Raw genomic sequence first — 14,835 nt, 5'->3', positions numbered from 1 at the left:
CCATCCCGGTCAGATCAGGTTCAGGCGGCCCGCAATGTAGGCCAACTGAGCGCGGTTGGTCGCGCCGTAGCGGCGGCGGATCAGGCGCAGGTGGTAATCAACGTTGTGCGCTGTGGTGTGCAGCTTGATGGCGATTTCCTTATCGCTCATGCCGGCGGCCAGGCACGTCAGCACTCGGCTTTGCATGACGGTGAGCGGTGCGTCTTCACCGGATACGCGCGTGTTGCGCGTGAACGTTTGCAGCGGCGCCCGCCAGACCTGATGCAGCGCCATGCCAAAGAGGATCGACTGGCCGAGCACGCTGTCGCTGATCCATTCCCGCCCCGCATGCGGCGAACTGAGGCTGACAATCGCATGGTTCATGCCCTTGCCCGCGCCCAGGCTGAACATCACGCCGCTGCGCAAGCCGTGTTCGTCCATCGTCTGCAGCAGCGCGCGCATCGCCGGCTCCATGCGCGCCTGGCCCCGCGCGAGCGATGCCAGATCCCACACCAGCGGCATGCCCGTGGCAAACACCGCAGGCAGGCGTGGGTCGACGGTGAACAGACGTTCGTCGCAGTAGCGGTGCAGGAACCGCGGCGCCACGTAGTTCTTGAGCATGGCCACCGTAGGCGGGGCATTTTCGTGGCGTTCGGTCAGCGCGTATGTGAGGGACGAAAAACCCATCAGCCCCATCAGCCCGGACACAATGCGTGCACGCTCGGCCACCCCGCGTGCGGCCTGCAGCTCGGCAGCCAGGCGCAGTCGACCCGGCTGCGCGGGTGCGGGCTCGAACAGCAGCGCGTGCTCGTCCACGGAAATCACGTCCGTGCCCGGCGGCAGCGGTACGAAAAAGCGGTCGCCATTGGCGGCATCGTCCGCGGCTGTGCGCGCAGCCAGGGAATCGGCGTGCCCTGGAAGCGGCGCGGTGTCCGCCTTCGCGGACAGCGCATCCAGGTCGAGCTGGACGGAAGGGCTTGCGTGGGTGGAAACGCCAGACTGCGCGCCCGCCGCCTTGAGCGCGGTGCGCATGTCCATCAGCAGCGCCAGGTCTTCGGCGCGGGGGAAACGTACTGCCTGCAGACCATCTGAGCGATGTGCGGCGGCCATTGCCGTCCTCCGGTCATGTTGGAAACACCTGCTTGGCCGCCGGAATGTTTTCGGCCATGGCCAAGGCTGTTTCCCCCCCGGGGGATGACATTTGCTGCGCGGTGACCCTGAGCACCGCTGGGCGCAGATCGTGAAAAGCGACGTCCGGCCTACGTTTTGGCGCATTGTTGCAAGCCGGTGGCAACGTTGTCCAACAAAACTTTTTAGTGCCCCACCATCGACGCGGCTTATGTCGCAACGCAGCAAACCACGCCTCTGACAATGGCTCGGGGGCCGCGCGTCCATGCCCCTTGCCACATGCCGGGCATCACTGTGTCAGGATTGACCGTGCGTTATATCCAACCCTATATTGCGGATAACGTTTCCAATCTGTCGCCGGCACCCAACGCGTCACCTCGGTTCGCGAGAATCATCCGGCCGGCCGATGGCACCTTCGCACACTATCCGCATGTCCGCTTCCATCTGGACGCCTCTGCTGCTTTCACTCAAGGTGGCCGGCTGGGCGACCGTCCTGAACCTTCTGCTGGGCGTCGGCGCGGCCTACGCGCTCGCGCGCACGCGCAGCCGCTTGCGCGACGTCATCGATTCCGTCCTGACCCTGCCCCTGGTGCTGCCGCCAACGGTGCTCGGCTATTACCTGCTGGTGTTGCTGGGCCGGCGCGGCACGGTCGGCGGCTGGCTCGACAGCATGGGTATCCAGCTCGTCTTTACGTGGCAGGGCGCGGTGATCGCCTCCACCGTGGTGGCGTTTCCGCTGGTCATGAAATCCGCGCGCGCCGCCTTTGAAGGTGTCGATCATCAACTGGAAAGCGCGGCGCGTGTACTGGGCCTACCGGAGGCCGCCGTGTTCTTCCGCGTGACGCTGCCGCTGGCTGCACGCGGCATCGCCGCCGGCGTTCTGCTGGCGTTTGCGCGCGCATTGGGCGAGTTTGGTGCCACGCTCATGATCGCCGGCAATCTGCCCGGCCGTACGCAGACGCTTTCCGTCGCCATCTACGAAGCCGTGCAGGCCGGCGACGACGCCACGGCCAACACGCTGGTGCTGATCACCTCGCTCACCTGCATCGTGGTACTGGTGGTGGCCAGCCGCCTGCTGCAGGCGCGCGCGCCGAGCCTGCAGGAGCAACTGGCATGAGCGGCGGCATGATCGATCTCGTCGTGCAGAAAACGCTCACCAGCGCAGCGCGCGTGTTCTCGCTCGACGTTGCCGTGCGCTCGGACAGCCGGCGCGTGGTGCTGTACGGCCCGTCGGGCGCCGGCAAGAGCCTCACGCTGCGCGCCATTGCGGGCCTCATGACGCCCGAGCGCGGCCGCATCGTGCTCAACGGCCGCACGCTGTTCGACCACGCTGAGAGCATCAGCCTGAGCGCGCAGGAACGCCGCGTCGGCTACCTCTTCCAGGACTACGCGCTCTTCAACCACCTGACGGTGGCGCAGAACATTGCGTTCGGGCTCAAGCGCGGGTGGTTCAACCCGCCGCGCCGCACACGCGATCCACGCGTGCAGCAGTGGATCGACACGTTCGAGCTGGGCACCGTCGCCGCCAATTACCCGTCGCAGATTTCCGGCGGCCAGCGCCAGCGTGTGGCACTGGCCCGCGCGCTGATCGCCGAGCCCTCCATGCTGCTGTTGGACGAGCCCTTTGCCGCACTGGACCCGGCACTGCGCACGCGCATGCGTTCGGAGCTGTCCGCCCTGCAAGCGCGGCTGCAGATACCCATGCTGATGATCACGCACGACCCGGCCGATGTGGAGATCTTCGGAGACCACGTATTCGAGTTGCGCGATGGCCGCGTCGTGGCCGATGCCGTGCGCGCACACGATGCGGCGCCGCTGTCGCCGTATCCGCATCTGACGGCAGTGGTAAAGCGCTAGAAAACGCCCAGCGCAAGCCCGGTTGCCACGGCCTGACCCAGGACGCGGCAGCGCTCCAGATCATCTGCGCCAATCTGCTTGGGGGCCAGGATGGCCTCGGGCGTTTGCGCATGCGTGCAGACGATGATCGGCTCGGCCACGGGCTTGAGCCGCCAGCCGGCGGCAATGCGCTCAATCTGGCGCACCGCGTTCTGGCCATCGCTGCCTGCACAGATCAGGCACGCGTATGGCCGGCCGTTGATACGGTCGAGCGCGGGGTAATAGCAGCGGTCGAAAAAATCCTTGAGCTGCCCGCTGATGGCCGCGAGGTTTTCCGGTGTCGCGAAGAGATAGCCGTCTGCCGCAAGTACATCGTCGGGGCCGGCCTGCGCCGCGTGCATCAACCGCACGGCAACGCCGCCCTCTTCTGCGGCACCCGCCCGCGCGGCCTCGGCCATCTGGCGCGCGCCGCCCGTCATCGAGTGGTAGACGATCAGCAGGGTCTTGGGCGTCATGGGCGCTTCAGGCCAATTCCAGAATCACACTCGATGCCTCGAACACCGCCACCGCTTCCACGCCTTCGGCCAGTGCCAGGGTTTCCACAGCCGTGCGCGAGAGCATGGCCACCAGCACGGTCTCGCCCGCGGACGTGGCATTCGCGTCCAGCAGGCGCAGGCGCACTTCGGCCTGCACCGCGCCATCGCGGATTTCCGTAACGACGCACGGCAATTGGTTCTCTGCGGAGACGCGCCACTCGCCGGCGCCGCGCATCAGCATCACGGCAGGCGCCTTGATGAGCGCCACCGCCTGCACGCCCGGCGCCAGCTGCAGCACGCGCGTACTTTCCTGGGTGATGGTGGCGGCAACCGCCTGCCCGCCGGGCAGGCGCAGCGTCACCACATCATTGACAGCACCCGACGCTACCGATTCCACCGTGCCGAACAGCGTGTTGCGCGCGCTCGTGCGCAGCATGAGGCGGCGTAGCAGGTTGACGTCTTCGCTGGCAGCGTGCGCGGCGGCATCCAGGCGATCGACAAAGCGACGGTGCTCGGCTTCCAGCACGCGGAAGCTCTCGATCAGCCGTTGGGCGCGGGCCGTCAGCACACTGCCGCCACCGCCCTTGCCGCCCGTGGTGCGCACCACCAGCGGCTCGCCGGCCAGGTTGTTCATGGTATCGATGGCGTCCCACGCGGCCTTGTAGGAAAGACCTACGGCTTTCGCGCCTGCGGTGATGGAGCCGGTCTGTCCGATGGCAGCCAGCAGTTCGATTCGGCCGCGTCCGCCCCAATTGTCTTCACCGGCGCGCAGCCAGATGGTGCCGTCGAGTTCCAGCATGTCGTCTCGTCTTGGATGGAGATTGCAACATGCAGGATGTTAACGTGTTAACGCCGGTTCGCTGGCTCAAGCCGCCGCCAGGCGCGGCGTACGCACATGCAGCAGCACCGAGCGCGAGAGGAGCAGACCGCCCAGGAAGCCGAACAGCGCGCTGAACATCGCCATGAAGCTGGCAGAGTGCGAGACTTCCGGGTGCATCGCCAGCATCACGTTGTAGGCATAGCGGGCGGCGAACAGGCCCACGATCACCACCATCGGCACCCAGCTTCCGGGCACGCGAACGGTGTGGGCCGTTTCAGACACGGCGCCGTTGGGCGGCGACATGTACGTCAACAGGAACGCCACCAGAACGGCCACCAGCCACATCGTGAGCGCAAGCGGGCTGCCATGGCTTGCCATCGACACTCCGTAAAGCGAATACGCGGCCACCACCAGCGGCAGCACGATCAGACGGCGGCGCGACACGATGCGGGACTGCATCTGACGCATCCCGATGCCAATCAGCACGGCAAACACCACGAACACCCAGGTGGGCGTATGCGAGACGATGGAGGTGATCGATTCGAGCATGGCGGTCTCCCTGTTGGAATGACGCCAGCTTAGGTGCCGGCCCCCCGCACGCGGGAGCGGATTGCGACGAACGGCAGAAACGCCGGTGTGAATGGCGGGAAAGATGCGATTCGGGTCGGGCAGTCAGCCCAGCGCGGCGCGCACGCCGGCATCCACCACCGACAGGTGCGCCCGCAGCAAGCGATCGAACCCTTCGGCCGTGACAGGCTTGCCGATGTAATAACCCTGGATTTCCTGGCAGCCCGCCTTGGCGAGGAACTCCACCTGGTCGGCGTCTTCCACACCTTCGGCGGTGACGGTCATGCCCAGGGCGCGCGCCATGGCGACGATGGCCTCCGTCAGCGCCACGGAATCCGGATCGCCCGGAATGCCGGTGATGAACGAGCGGTCGATCTTCACGTTGCTGATCGGGAAGCGCTGCAGATACGACAGCGATGAATACCCGGTACCGAAATCGTCGATCGAGATCCGGATGCCCTGCGCGGTGAGCGCATCGAACATCGGGCGGACTTCATCCGCACCGCCCATCAGCAGGCTTTCAGTAATTTCGACTTCGAGCGCGGTGGGCGGCAGGCCGGTGTCGGCCAGCGTCTGCTCGATCATCGGGACCACATCGCCGGCCTGGAACTGGCGCGCCGACAGGTTGACCGCCATGCGGAAGTCATAGCCCAGCGCCTCGTACCAGATCACAGCCTGTTCGCAGGCGCGCCGTAAGACCCACGCGCCGATCGGCACGATCAGGCCCGTCTCTTCCGCCACCGGGATGAACTCCACCGGCGAGATCGCACCAAGCTTGGCGCTGTTCCAGCGCAGCAGCGCCTCGGCCCCGACGATGCGATGGCTGGCCAGGTCGTACTTGGGTTGATAGACGAGCTGCAGTTCGTTGTTCTCGCGTGCATCGCGCAGCGCGTTTTCCAGCATGTAGCGGCGTTGCAGCCGGGCGTTGAGCTCGGCCGTATAGAACTGGGCACGGTTGCGGCCGTTCTGCTTGGCGCGGTACATGGCGGCGTCGGCCGAACGCAGCAGGTCGGAACCCGAAATGCCGTCGTGCGGATACAGCGCCACGCCAATCGACACGCCCAGGTAGTACCGCCCGTTGACGGTGTCGAACGGTTCGCGCATGGCCTGCAGCAGACGTTCAGCCAGCAACGCAATGCGCTTTCCTTCGACACGCTGGTCGATCAGGATGACGAACTCGTCGCCACCAAGACGGGCGATCACGTCGCCGGGGCCAATGCAATCGGTCAGGCGTGCGGCGGCGCTTTGCAGCAGCGTGTCGCCGCAGGCATGGCCGGCGGTATCGTTCACGCTCTTGAAGCGGTCAAGGTCGAGGAAGAACAACGCTAGCTCGCGGCTCTCGTCGCGGGCGCTCTCAATGGTGCTTTCCAGGTGCGCGATGAAGAAGCTGCGGTTGGTCAACCCCGTGAGCGCATCGTGCGCCGCCAGATGGCGAAGGCGCTGCTCCGCGCGCTTGATATCGGTGATATCGGCAAACGACAACATCACGCTGCTGGGTGCCGGCTCGGCATGGCGACGGATGGGGATGATGTTCTGCCGCACCCACATCAGCTCACCGGTCTTGAGCAACAGCCCGTACACACGGCCGAAGATGGGTTCGCCAGTGCGCAGCACCTGCCCGGACGGCATCATGGTCGCACCGACTTCCTTGCCGTCTTCGTCCACCACGCGTTGAATCGGGTCGAGCCGGTTTCGCCCGACGAGCTGCCCCGGGCGCACGCGCAAGATGCGCTCGGCGCTGGCGTTGGCAGCCTGCACCACGCCGTCCGGCGACATGATGACAACGCCTTCGTGCAGGTTCGAGATCGCCAGCCGATAGCGCTCCTCGCTTTCGGCCAGGCCCCGTTCGACGTTGTCCTTCTGAATGGCAACGCCCGCCAGGTGCGTAACGTCGTCGAGGAAATGCTGCTCCTCTTCCGCGGGCATGCACGGTTGCCGATAGAACAGTCCCAGCACGCCAAGCTTGTCGCCACGCGATGAGCGGATCGGCAACGCCCATGCGGAGACAAAGCCCGCTGCCAATGCTGCCGTGCGCTCGTGTTGCCAGCGCGGGTCGGTCGCAATGTTTTCGATGAAGACGGCGTCACCCAGGTACACGGCACAACCGCATGCGCCGGCATCGGGACCGACTGGCGTGTTCTCCAGCGTGGCGGCATAGGCCGCAGGCAGCGTGGGCGCAGCGGCCACACTCATGGTCTGGGAGTCGGCGTCCAGCAACAACAGCGCCGACATGGCATTCGGATAGACCTGCTCGACGTACAGGCACAGGTGGCGCAGCACGGTCGACAGCGTCGCATTGGAGGCAAGTTGCGCAAGCACGGCGTTCTCCGAAGCGAGCAGACGGCGCGCATGCAGCGCTTCGGCGCGAGCCTGTACGGCGTGGCGCTCCAGCGCATGGCGCGACACGGCCTCGCGCAGCACGAGCATGACGGCGGGCTGACCTTCGTGCTCGCACGCAGCGGCTTCGCTGGCAACCAGCACATGCGTGTAGTCGGCGCGCACCAGACGGTGTTCGACCGGCTGGGCAGAAAGGCCGCTGCTCACCATGCCTGCCAGGCGCGGAATCACCTGGGCAACGTCATCGGGATGAATCAGGCCGGCGAGTTGCAGGCCCGTCAGTTGCGCTGCATCTTGCGCGCCCAGCAAGCGGGCGGCGGCCGGGTTGGCTCGCACCAGCCGCCCGTCCACGGTCAGCAATACCGCGTCGGACGACAGCCGGGACAGCGCGTCGAAATCGGTACCGCGCAGTTCAGTCATCGCCCCCGCCATGGCCGCCACCGGACGTTGCGCGGCCTCGGAGCGCGGCGCAACGTCTGTAGGAGAGGCTCCGGCCTGCGCCGGAAGAAACTGGGTCATGGGCAATGCGATGGCTTGAGCGATAACAGCAACAGCGACGGCAATGGGAAAGCGAGAGGCAGACTACACGTGTCTCGCCCCTAACCACAACGGCGCGCCGGTGGAAAACTGAAGGGTGCAGCGTGTGATACCCCTGAGGGGCGTGTGGTGGCCACCCTACGTTGGCATGACCCAAGAAAAAACCCGCGCTCAGTTGACGAGGCGCGGGTTGAAATCTCTGGACCGTGTCGATCTGTTCCAGAGAGGAGAACTGACCCATGAGGCAAGCGACGCAAAGTTCCGTCGCATCACCATGTTATGAATCATAGTGGTCCCCTTGGAAAAACAAAGGGCGGAAAAGGCCGGATATTCCATCGCATTTTCATTTCCGCCGACCCATTTGTTTTGGCACTGCATGAACCCCGTTGCTGCTTGTCCCGTCTGCTTACATCGCCTGCATGTGCGAGCCTTGTGTGCGGTACGTTTCACGATGCCGACGACGCCGGAAAAAATCTCCCCGGCATATTGGTTGGTCGCTACATTGATGAGAATGTTCCAACCTGCCCGATTATGTCGTTCACATGAAGTATTTTGCGCAGGCAAAATCACGCTGGAGTGACCCATGAGGCAGATTGCCGCGTTAAGTTCGCGCGCGGCGTGCCGTTACTGGTCGAAAGAGCGCGTCTGCCCCGTGACCTAGCAGGCGCAAATTGGATGCACGTGTCTGGACTGTCATGCCGTCTCTGTCTCCCCCCAATCGATCGCTTTCACGGCGCACCACGCGGTTGTTGATTGCCGTGAGCGTGCTGGCCGCACTTGTTGCGTTGCCTCGCGCGCACGCTTCTACGCCACCCACGGCCGGCACCGCGCCTGCCCCGACCCGACCCGCTGTTGCTGCCGCCGCGCCCACCCCCATCCCGGCGGCCAAGACAGCCAAATCCACGACTGTTGCCTCCACGGCCCCGACCTGCCAGGCGATCATGCAGCGCCTGTCGGGCAGCTTGGCGGCCACGCCCAGCACAGCCGACAAGCCTGGCACCGTAATGATCGACGTCGACAAGGCCGGCGTGATGATGGCCTGCAGTCATTCCGACTCGATTGCCATCCCCGTACCGGGCGGCAAGCCCCGATGACGCCCTTCGCCTTCGCACACCGCGCCATGGCCGGCATGCTGGCAGCGCTGGCGGCGCTGTCCATGCCGGTGGCCGGTGCGGAGCGCTGGATCCAGCTGCCCGATCAACCGGACAGTTACGCGTCGCTTGACGTTGGCAGCATCCAGCGCATGCCCAGCGGCCCGGTCAGTGCATGGGTGCGCGTAGAAGCGTCCAACCGTGCGGGCATGCGTTCGCTGCAGCGCATGTTCGGCGCCTTTCGCGGCGACATGGCCGATTTTCTGTACACCGTCGATTGCCGCAGCCGGCAGTTTTCGGTGTCGCAAGCCAAGCTGTATCAAGGCGCGCTGACCGTCAGCGAAAGGCAGCTCGCCAACGATGCGGGCTGGCAACGCGTAGACGCCGTCGGCCTGGCAGGCGAGGTGGCGCGCCAGCTCTGCGGCGGATAGCGCCCCTGCTCTTTGCATCGCATCGCGGTGCCATCGTTGGTAACATCAACGCGTGCGCCCTGCCCCCACATCCCCTTCGTCCCAGCCCGCGGACCCTCGCGTCACCGCAGACGCGAGCGTCTTCGGCACGCTTGCACGCGGCTCGCGCGCATCGCTTGAGCGCGTGACGAATCTGGGCGACGGCGTGACCGCCGCCATCTGGCGCAACGAGCACGACGAGGCGCGCTACATCCAGCCCGAGCACCACACGCTGTCGGTCTATTTGCAAGGCGGCTATACCACGCACCGGCAAGATCTACCGCACCTGTTCGGCGCGCCAGGGCGCGTGTGCATGCTGCCGGCTGAACACCAATCGAGCTGGGTGATCGAGCAGCCCATGCGCTTCGTTCACCTGTATTTCCCGCCCGACGCGCTGGCTGGTCACGCTGTGCGCCTGCTCGACGCAGAGCCCCGCCTGTTCACGCTGCACGACCGCACCTTCATTGAAGACGCCCATCTCGCACAGGCTTGCGCGAACATCGCCCAGCTCGATTGGACCGACCTGGACGACCGCATGCGCGCCAACGCGCTGGCCAATGACACGCTGTCGTATCTCGTGCAGACACAGGGCCGCACGCGGGCGCTGGCTGTGCGCGGCGGGCTGGCGCCGCACGTATGCCGGCGCATTGCGGCACGCATCGACGCAGAACTGCACCTGCCCCTGTCACTCGGGCAATTGGCGGCAGAAGCGAATCTGTCGGAATTCCATTTCGCGCGGATGTTTCGGGCATCGTTCGGGGTGGCGCCGCATGAGTGGGTGATGCAGCAACGCATGGCGCGCGCGCAGACGCTGCTGCGCACAACCACCCTTGCGCTGGCGACGATTGCCGAGCGCTGCGGCTTTGCCAGCGCCAGTCATTTCAGCCGGCGATTTTCTCTGCAGCTCGGCGCGTCGCCGTCGCGCTACCGGCAGGCGTGGCAACGGGGCTAAGCCTTAACCTGCCTCGTCAATATGCGAACGACCGTGCATTGCGACCAGCCGATCGTCGGTATCGGCTGAAAAGCTGCGCTGGACTAGCGTTTTCCACGATAGAGGCGCATCGGTGCGCGCAGTAACGTGGAGATGGGTTCCCCATGGAGACCGCCATGTTTACCCATATCCTCCTGCCGACCGACGGCTCCGAGCAATGCCGCAAGGCCATCGACGGCGCGCTCAAGCTGGCGCGCGCCACCGGTTGCCGTCTCACCGCCTACACGTGCATTGAAGAATTCCCCAACATGGCCTATTCGGCCGGCGTGGGCGAGTGTCCGCATGCGCATTACATGGAAACGGTGCAGGGCTACGCGAAGGACTGCATTGACCGCATCGCAGAGCGTGCCCGCGAAGAAGGCGTGCAGTTCGACAGCGATGTGTCGCAGTTTGCCGAGCCCTATCTGGGCATCCTCGATGCGGCAAAGCGGCACGCATGCGACGTCATCTTCATGGCATCGCACGGGCACCGCAGCCTGATGGGGCGACTGTTGATCGGCAACGAGACGCGCAAGGTGCTGACCTACGCGCACGTGCCGGTGGTGGTTTACCGCTAGAAATCCGTTCTCGGGCTCCGCTGCAGACCGAGAACCGATTCCATCTTTGGGCAGCCGCGAATTACATCATCGGCACCGGTTCCGGCCCGCCTTCGCCGGACTCGAGTTCCGCCACGCGCTGGGCTTCACGCTCGCTCACCTGTTTGCGCTGTTCCGGCGTAAGCACCTGCATGATCTTGGCGCCGGCCTGCGCGCGCAATTGCGCTTCGCGGGCAACAGCGCGGCCGAGCGATTCAGTCAGGGCACGTGCACGCGCTTCGTCATACTGGCCTGACGCCACCATCTGGTGCAAGTCGCGGCGGGCATGCTCGATAGCCTTGCGCTGCTCTCGCGCATCCGGCATCTGCGCATATTCGATGGCGAAAATCTTGTCGCGCTGCTCTTCGCTCAGCCTCAGGCCACGCAGAAAGGGCGCGCCGCCATGATGCGGGCCCATGCCACGCGGGCCGCCGGGGCCCATGCCTGGCCCGCGCTCCATCATGCCCGGACCATGAGGTGCCATGGGTGGCATGGGCGAGAGCGGAACAGCGCCGGGCCCGGCGGTCTGGGCCAGTGCGGCGCACGAAAGCAAAAGTCCGGCAGCAAAACCTGCCACGCGGGAAGTCACAGCGGTCATGTTGAAGCTCCTCATGAGATCGTCGGCCGAGCAAGCCGGCCATACGTTCACTGTAGCCATCGACCCTGCACAAAAGGTGGGCAAACCGAGGAGTTTTCTTGAACCTCAGGCGTCGAGGCGGTAACCCACACCATAGACGGAATGGATCATGTCCGTGCCCGGGCTCACCTGCTCCATTTTGCGGCGCAGATTCTTGATGTGCGTGTCGACCGTGCGGTCGGTCACGATGCGGTGGTCGTCGTAGATCTGCTCGAGCAGGTTCGAGCGCGACAGAATGCGCCCCGGTGCGCCCGCCAGTGCGGCCAGCAAGCGAAATTCCACCGGCGTGAGGTCGAGGCGCTGGCCGCGCAGCGTGGCGGCATAGGCGGCACCGTCGATCTGCAAGGCGCTCTCCGGCACGCCACCGGCGCGCTGTACGCGGCGCAGGATGGTCTTGATGCGCGCCACCAGTTCGCGCGGGCTGAAGGGCTTGCAGACGTAGTCGTCAGCGCCAAGCTCGAGGCCGAGCAGGCGGTCGATTTCTTCCACCCGCGCCGTCACCATGACGATCGGCACTTCGCTGAAGGCGCGCACCTCACGGCAGATTTCCAGGCCGTCCTTACCGGGCAGCATCAGGTCGAGCAGCACGAGTTCGGGTGAGGTTTCGCGAACGCGCTGCGTGGCATGCGTGCCATCGGCCAGCCACTCGGTCTCGTAGTGAGCGGCGCGCAAATAGTCGGTCATCAATGCGGCCAGCTTGGGTTCGTCTTCAATGATCAGAATCATGGTCGGCTAGCGGATCAAGCACATCAAGAATCGGCAGGCGAATGGCGATCCACAGCCCGTCCAACGGCGAATGTCTGGCGTCAATGGTGCCGCCGTGTGCGGCGACAATGGTCTGGCACAGGCTCAGGCCCAGACCGGCCCCGCCCTGCGCCCGGCTGCGTGAGGCATCCACGCGGAACAGGCGGTCGAAGATGCGCGGCAGCATCGCCTCGGGCACGCCCGGCGCGCTGTCCTGCACGTCGATCTGCTGCCAGTCACTGTCCTGATGGACATGCACGCGCAGCGTGCCGCCGGCATCGGTGTAGCGCAGCGTGTTCTCCAGCAGGTTCTGCATGACCTGACGCAGGCGCTGCGCGTCGCCCTTGACCATCGTTGCATGCGACGGCGCTGCCGGCACGTCCAGCTGCAGCGCAATGCCCTTTTCCATCAGGCGTGACGTAAAGCCCTGCACGGCGCTGCACACGGTATCGGCCAGGTCGAGCGGCTCCATGTGGAAGGCGAGCGCGCCCACATCGGCCAGCGAGAGCTCGTACAAATCGTCGATGAGCTTGCTGAGCGTCGACACCTCCGCCTGCAATGACGCGAGCGAGGTAGCCGTCAGCGGGCGCACGCCGTCTTCCAGTGCTTCCAGTTCGCCGCGCAGCACCGCCAGGGGCGTGCGCAGTTCGTGCGAGATGTCGGCCGTGAGCTGACGGCGCATCTTCTGGTTGGCCTCCAGCGAGGCGGCAAGATGGTTGAAATCTGCAGCTAACTCGCCGAGTTCATCGCGCGAATGCACGTCGACACGGGTGGCGTAGTCGCCGTCGGCCATGCGGCGTGCGGCATCGGTCAGCCGGCGCATCGGGGCCAGCAGACCGCGTGCGAGCAGCACCGCCACCAGCGCCGCCAGCAGGACCGACAGCCCCGCGATGATCCACGTAGCGCGCAGCTGCTGCGCCTGGAATGCCTGGTCGGCGCCTTCGGGCACCCGCACGCGCGGCGGCATGGCCAGCCAGCCGACGGTCTGGCCGTTGTGGTGCAGTTCGTGCCATCGGGCGTTCGGCCCGAGCGGTGGCCCGTCGCCAATGATGACGTTGCGCTGCGCATCTAGCAGCCAGATCGGCGAGTGCGGCACGGGCGGCTCGCCGGGCGGATGCGGCGGCAGGCTCCCTGCGGGAGGCGGGCCGGGCGGCGGCATGTCTCTGTCCATGCCGCGGTCCGGGCCGGGTGGCAGTGGATCGAAGCGATGGCCCGGTGGCAGGTCGAAGCGGTCGCCGCCCATGCCGTTGGCGCGAGCCCGGGCACCCTCGCGGCGCAGCAGGCGAAACCACGCCATGCGATCGTTGCGCAGGAAATCCCAGTTGCCGTGCTGCGTGTAGGCGGCTTCCACGCCCTGCGCGAGCACGGCCATGCGCTCGGATTCGCGCGCGTTCACGTAGTCGAGAAAGTTGGCGTCAAAGCGCCAGCGCACCGCCGCGCCCATGGCGAGCGCAACAACGATGCTCAGCATGAACAACGCAACGAACAGCTTGGAGGTAATACCGAAAGACGGGCGCATGGATGAGTCAGAGGCTGCCGGGGCGCCCCGGCTGGAGCGGTTCCCGCGCTGCCCGGCAGCAGGCACGGCCTCATCTTACCGGGCGCGCTGCCGCAGAAAGCCCCAGCATACCAACCGCCTGTGGGCAAAAAATGAGCGAAATGCGAAGAAAGCGTATGCTGCTGCCACGCTGCACACCCGTAGATTCGCGTATCCCCTTACAAGGAACCGCCCTTGCCCAGCCGGCCGGCCAACCCCGCGTTTTCGATGCGTCGCTGCGCCATGCGCGGCGTGGAAGCGGTCGCCGCAGATTCCGGCCACACCTTCCCGCGCCACACGCATGGCCAGTTTGGCATCGGCATCGTCGATCGCGGGGCACAGAAGTCGTTCAGCGGACGCGGCATGGTGGAAGCCGGCGCAGGCGACGTCATCACGGTCAATCCGTTTGAAGTGCACGATGGCACACCCATCGGCGATGCCGGCCGCGCATGGCGCATGCTTTACCTCGACCCCGGCGTGGTCGCCGAACTGGCGACGGATCTGCACCCCAGCCACTACGGCGACGCTGAATTTGACCGCCCGGTCATCCACGACGCAGACCTCGCCCCGCGCATGCGCCTGCTGTTTGCGCAGATGACGGTGCCCGCCGCACAAAGCGATGCACTGCTGCGCGAGCAACTGCTGCTGTCCGTACTGGCAGACGCCCTGCACGCCGCCAGCCACCGCGCCAGCCACCACGCCGACGCAGCGCCCGATGCCATTCGGCTTGCCCGCACGCGCATCGACGATGACCCGGCTGCCGCTATCTCCCTGCTCGACCTCGCACACGAAACGGGCCTGAGCCGCTTCCAGGTGTTGCGCGGCTTTGCCCGCGTGACCGGTCTTACGCCGCACGCCTATCAGGTGCAGCGTCGCGTGGCCCTGGCGCGCCGGCTGATCGCCCAAGGCCAGCCCTTGGCGGAAGTGGCGGCCGCCTGCGGCTTTGCCGATCAAAGCCACATGACGCGGCAGTTCGTGCGCAAGTACGGCGTATCGCCGGGCATGGTGGCGGCGGCGCGCTAGCCACATCTTCCTCACCCTGCCCTCGCTGCAATTTCGTTCAAGACGCGC

General features: G+C 65.8%; 16 protein-coding genes. 7 read left to right on the top strand and 9 right to left on the bottom strand.

Annotated elements, in window-relative coordinates; all coding sequences use genetic code 11:
* Nucleotides 1–9: 9 nt before the first annotated feature.
* Entirely contained in the window at nt 10–1,089 is a 1,080-nt protein-coding gene (locus tag ACU8YE_RS04020; protein ID WP_414561982.1) for a helix-turn-helix transcriptional regulator, read from the bottom strand.
* A gap of 448 nt (nt 1,090–1,537) precedes the next feature.
* Between ACU8YE_RS04020 and modB the strand changes: the two genes are divergently transcribed.
* Entirely contained in the window at nt 1,538–2,224 is a 687-nt protein-coding gene (gene modB / locus ACU8YE_RS04015) for a molybdate ABC transporter permease subunit (protein ID WP_232039745.1), read from the top strand.
* On the top strand, nt 2,221–2,964 hold the full coding sequence (locus tag ACU8YE_RS04010) for an ABC transporter ATP-binding protein (protein WP_232039746.1): 744 nt from the start codon (nt 2,221–2,223) through the stop codon (nt 2,962–2,964). The genes modB and ACU8YE_RS04010 overlap by 4 nt, the downstream gene beginning before the upstream one ends.
* Here ACU8YE_RS04010 and ACU8YE_RS04005 read toward each other — a convergent pair.
* The 5 genes from ACU8YE_RS04005 to ACU8YE_RS03985 form a co-directional block, all read right to left on the bottom strand.
* On the bottom strand, nt 2,961–3,458 hold the full coding sequence (locus tag ACU8YE_RS04005) for a flavodoxin family protein (protein WP_260801559.1): 498 nt from the start codon (nt 3,456–3,458) through the stop codon (nt 2,961–2,963). The genes ACU8YE_RS04010 and ACU8YE_RS04005 overlap by 4 nt on opposite strands.
* A 7-nt stretch (nt 3,459–3,465) precedes the next feature.
* Complete coding sequence (locus tag ACU8YE_RS04000; protein ID WP_446928147.1) at nt 3,466–4,278, bottom strand: TOBE domain-containing protein; 813 nt, start codon at nt 4,276–4,278, stop codon at nt 3,466–3,468.
* Between the two features lie 66 nt (nt 4,279–4,344).
* Entirely contained in the window at nt 4,345–4,848 is a 504-nt protein-coding gene (locus ACU8YE_RS03995) for a DUF6622 family protein (protein WP_260801557.1), read from the bottom strand.
* Between the two features lie 123 nt (nt 4,849–4,971).
* Nucleotides 4,972–7,722: a sensor domain-containing protein gene (locus ACU8YE_RS03990; protein ID WP_260801556.1), complete on the bottom strand. Its 2,751-nt coding sequence runs from the start codon at nt 7,720–7,722 to the stop codon at nt 4,972–4,974.
* Nucleotides 7,723–7,911: 189 nt separating this feature from the next.
* A complete protein-coding gene (locus tag ACU8YE_RS03985; RefSeq protein WP_446928146.1) occupies nt 7,912–8,325 on the bottom strand; it encodes a hypothetical protein in 414 nt (137 codons plus the stop codon).
* 110 nt (nt 8,326–8,435) lie between these two features.
* On the opposite strand from ACU8YE_RS03985, the gene ACU8YE_RS03980 reads away from it, so the two are divergent.
* The 4 genes from ACU8YE_RS03980 to ACU8YE_RS03965 all read left to right on the top strand — a co-directional run bounded on the left by ACU8YE_RS03980 (nt 8,436) and on the right by ACU8YE_RS03965 (nt 10,828).
* Nucleotides 8,436–8,834, top strand: a complete 399-nt coding sequence (locus ACU8YE_RS03980; RefSeq protein WP_232039751.1) for a glycoprotein — start codon at nt 8,436–8,438, stop codon at nt 8,832–8,834.
* Entirely contained in the window at nt 8,831–9,262 is a 432-nt protein-coding gene (locus ACU8YE_RS03975) for a hypothetical protein (protein WP_232039752.1), read from the top strand. The genes ACU8YE_RS03980 and ACU8YE_RS03975 overlap by 4 nt, the downstream gene beginning before the upstream one ends.
* 52 nt (nt 9,263–9,314) lie before the next feature.
* Nucleotides 9,315–10,232 carry a helix-turn-helix transcriptional regulator gene (locus ACU8YE_RS03970; protein ID WP_446928145.1) on the top strand — a complete coding sequence of 306 codons (918 nt, stop codon included), beginning with the start codon at nt 9,315–9,317 and terminating at the stop codon, nt 10,230–10,232.
* A gap of 155 nt (nt 10,233–10,387) precedes the next feature.
* Nucleotides 10,388–10,828, top strand: a complete 441-nt coding sequence (locus tag ACU8YE_RS03965; protein ID WP_112188252.1) for a universal stress protein — start codon at nt 10,388–10,390, stop codon at nt 10,826–10,828.
* Nucleotides 10,829–10,889: 61 nt separating this feature from the next.
* On the opposite strand, the gene ACU8YE_RS03960 is transcribed toward ACU8YE_RS03965, so the two are convergent.
* From ACU8YE_RS03960 to ACU8YE_RS03950, 3 genes are all read right to left on the bottom strand, one after another.
* Nucleotides 10,890–11,444, bottom strand: coding sequence for a periplasmic heavy metal sensor (locus tag ACU8YE_RS03960; protein ID WP_433867914.1), 555 nt, complete (start codon nt 11,442–11,444; stop codon nt 10,890–10,892).
* 105 nt (nt 11,445–11,549) lie between these two features.
* Entirely contained in the window at nt 11,550–12,209 is a 660-nt protein-coding gene (locus ACU8YE_RS03955; protein WP_232039755.1) for a response regulator, read from the bottom strand.
* A complete protein-coding gene (locus ACU8YE_RS03950; RefSeq protein WP_446928144.1) occupies nt 12,193–13,746 on the bottom strand; it encodes an ATP-binding protein in 1,554 nt (517 codons plus the stop codon). The genes ACU8YE_RS03955 and ACU8YE_RS03950 overlap by 17 nt, the downstream gene beginning before the upstream one ends.
* 261 nt (nt 13,747–14,007) lie before the next feature.
* On the opposite strand from ACU8YE_RS03950, the gene ACU8YE_RS03945 reads away from it, so the two are divergent.
* Nucleotides 14,008–14,787: an AraC family transcriptional regulator gene (locus tag ACU8YE_RS03945; RefSeq protein WP_446928284.1), complete on the top strand. Its 780-nt coding sequence runs from the start codon at nt 14,008–14,010 to the stop codon at nt 14,785–14,787.
* The last annotated feature ends 48 nt before the right edge of the window (nt 14,788–14,835 follow it).

It is taken from the genome of Ralstonia sp. VS2407 (assembly GCF_052950655.1).
This window is presented reverse-complemented; position numbering and strand designations above follow the sequence as displayed.

Bases quoted from the DNA above. Each gene is read 5' to 3' on its own strand.
- ACU8YE_RS04020 (WP_414561982.1), bottom strand. From the start codon at position 1,089: ATGGCCGCCGCACATCGCTCAGATGGTCTGCAGGCAGTACGTTTCCCC.
- modB (WP_232039745.1), top strand. From the start codon at position 1,538: ATGTCCGCTTCCATCTGGACGCCTCTGCTGCTTTCACTCAAGGTGGCC.
- ACU8YE_RS04010 (WP_232039746.1), top strand. From the start codon at position 2,221: ATGAGCGGCGGCATGATCGATCTCGTCGTGCAGAAAACGCTCACCAGC.
- ACU8YE_RS04005 (WP_260801559.1), bottom strand. From the start codon at position 3,458: ATGACGCCCAAGACCCTGCTGATCGTCTACCACTCGATGACGGGCGGC.
- ACU8YE_RS04000 (WP_446928147.1), bottom strand. From the start codon at position 4,278: ATGCTGGAACTCGACGGCACCATCTGGCTGCGCGCCGGTGAAGACAAT.
- ACU8YE_RS03995 (WP_260801557.1), bottom strand. From the start codon at position 4,848: ATGCTCGAATCGATCACCTCCATCGTCTCGCATACGCCCACCTGGGTG.
- ACU8YE_RS03990 (WP_260801556.1), bottom strand. From the start codon at position 7,722: ATGACCCAGTTTCTTCCGGCGCAGGCCGGAGCCTCTCCTACAGACGTT.
- ACU8YE_RS03985 (WP_446928146.1), bottom strand. From the start codon at position 8,325: ATGGGTCACTCCAGCGTGATTTTGCCTGCGCAAAATACTTCATGTGAA.
- ACU8YE_RS03980 (WP_232039751.1), top strand. From the start codon at position 8,436: ATGCCGTCTCTGTCTCCCCCCAATCGATCGCTTTCACGGCGCACCACG.
- ACU8YE_RS03975 (WP_232039752.1), top strand. From the start codon at position 8,831: ATGACGCCCTTCGCCTTCGCACACCGCGCCATGGCCGGCATGCTGGCA.
- ACU8YE_RS03965 (WP_112188252.1), top strand. From the start codon at position 10,388: ATGTTTACCCATATCCTCCTGCCGACCGACGGCTCCGAGCAATGCCGC.
- ACU8YE_RS03960 (WP_433867914.1), bottom strand. From the start codon at position 11,444: ATGACCGCTGTGACTTCCCGCGTGGCAGGTTTTGCTGCCGGACTTTTG.
- ACU8YE_RS03955 (WP_232039755.1), bottom strand. From the start codon at position 12,209: ATGATTCTGATCATTGAAGACGAACCCAAGCTGGCCGCATTGATGACC.
- ACU8YE_RS03950 (WP_446928144.1), bottom strand. From the start codon at position 13,746: ATGCGCCCGTCTTTCGGTATTACCTCCAAGCTGTTCGTTGCGTTGTTC.
- ACU8YE_RS03945 (WP_446928284.1), top strand. From the start codon at position 14,008: ATGCGCGGCGTGGAAGCGGTCGCCGCAGATTCCGGCCACACCTTCCCG.